The 1843-nt window shown below is 47.1% G+C and carries 2 protein-coding genes; both read left to right on the forward strand.

Translation table 11 applies throughout. The features are described 5' to 3' along the window. The first annotated feature begins 149 nt into the window (after positions 1–149). The gene (locus H165_RS19705) at positions 150–767 is read left to right on the forward strand and encodes a hypothetical protein (RefSeq protein ID WP_155943648.1); all 618 of its coding nucleotides are present in this window, start codon (positions 150–152) and stop codon (positions 765–767) included. Positions 768–911: 144 nt separating this feature from the next. Beyond that, positions 912–1667 (forward strand): YaaW family protein, encoded by a 756-nt coding sequence (locus H165_RS0118040; protein WP_017940316.1) that lies wholly within the window; start codon positions 912–914, stop codon positions 1665–1667. Positions 1668–1843 lie beyond the last annotated feature (176 nt).

The raw sequence follows: 1843 nt of genomic DNA on the forward strand, positions 1-1843 counted from the left end.
GGCGTCGGCGAAGGTCATCTGCTTCATCGGAAAGCTCTGCGGGTGAAGTCGGCGGATTTTACCAAATCAGGAAGTCTTTTTCAGAGTTTCCTTAGACACTGCAAAGAAATCGCACTGAGCGAACTTTAAGATCATCAAGAGATAAAAAATTGAGAAAATTACTCATAGCAATAGCCATATTGATCTCATGCCCAGCCATCACACACGCTGAAAATTATAGATTCGACGGGCTTTATGAAATATCCGCCCCAGGAGATTGGCGCGTTGTATCTAGCCCTCATGCGACCGAGCTAATGAGGCAAGCGAGCAAAATCGCTAACACGGCCAAAGTAGAGCTCGATGTAGATCTAAAGGATATCGCCACCCCTTTCATGATCTACAAAGAAAATAGCAATGAAGCATTCCTAACAAGAGTTATGGTCGGGCCTCCAGAGCTAACAAAAGAAGAATTTGATGGCCTGACAGTTTCAGACATTAACACTCTAGGAGAAGAGCTCTCCAAAAGACAAAATGAAATCATGAGAGCTTCTGGGATCAGGCTAATTTCATCGCAGTCCGGCACAGGCACATTCAAAGGCACTCCTGCAGTTCGGACTGAAAGCATATATTACAACTCTAAGGGCTTTAAGGTTTCGCGGGCGCAGTACATTGTGTACCGCACATCCGCAACCCTGATAATTAGCTTAGAGCACACTGTACTCATCGGCGAACCAAACTACAAACTAATAGAAAACCAAATATCCAGCTTCAATGTCCTAGCGCAGTGATGAACTCGAAACTATCGTGCAAGCAGCGTCTAACAACTGGTTCAAGTCGTTCGCTTCGCTCACTCGGGACCGGCTAAAGCCGGCCCCTTAACCAAACGTTAGCTGTTTTATCATCCATTATCGTATTAACAGAGGAAAAGAAATATGGCTTATCGTGACGACGCTGATCTTGAGTTTCTTGGTCAAATGGAATCTCAAGATCTCAATGATCTTGTCTACTGCCTCACTCATGACAAAGATGGAGACGTGAGACTCACAGAAGAGCTGACAATGAATGAGCTGTACAAAAAACACTATCCAGACCACCAAAAATACTGGGAAATGATTGCGGCTGAAATTCAGTGCTTCGGCGCAAACACTTTCATGACCGTGTTTCGCGGCGGCAAGGGGGTTGAGTATAAGGAGGTCTTGATGGATGTCTGCGATAAGATGAAAGTCAACTACAACAAGAGCTCGAGCGTGGAGAAGATCGAAGGAAATCTTCTGATGAAGATTCTCGAAGATGCACTTGAAAAGATGAGCCCCGAAGAACTCCGGGAGCTGGCCGAGGCGACTGGAGTAAAGAACACAAGTGGGATCACGGCAGAAGCAATGGTCGGTGTATTCCAAGCTGTTTTTCGCATGGGTGGGTTTAAGTCCTATCAGCTGACCCTCATTGTCGTCAATGCTATCTCTAGAGCTTTGATTGGTCGGGGGCTTACCTTTGCAGGTAATGCGGCGCTAACTCGAACCATGGCTATTCTTACTGGGCCGATTGGCTGGGTTATTACCGGTCTCTGGACAGCGATTGATGTCGCAGGGCCCGCCTATCGCGTTACCATTCCAGCAGTAATTCAAGTTGCGGCGCTTCGTCAGAAGCACCTCTATGAGCAGAATGCAAAAGAGATAAGTTTTTCCTAGCCTGAGGTCGGCAGCTAAGGAAACTCTGAAAAAGACTTCCTGATTTGGCAAAATTCGTCGACTTCACTCGCCCGAGCTTTCCCATGAAGCAGATGACCTTCGCCGACGCCGAGTACGCCGGCAAGCGCAAGCAAACCCGTAAGGAATTGTTCCTGATCGAGATGGATCAGGTGGTG

Origin of the sequence: Pseudomonas thermotolerans DSM 14292 (genome assembly GCF_000364625.1) — a bacterium.
Classification (GTDB): domain Bacteria; phylum Pseudomonadota; class Gammaproteobacteria; order Pseudomonadales; family Pseudomonadaceae; genus Aquipseudomonas; species Aquipseudomonas thermotolerans.

Coding starts and splice junctions, on each gene's coding strand:
- H165_RS0118040 (WP_017940316.1), top strand. CDS start 912: ATGGCTTATCGTGACGACGCTGATCTTGAGTTTCTTGGTCAAATGGAA.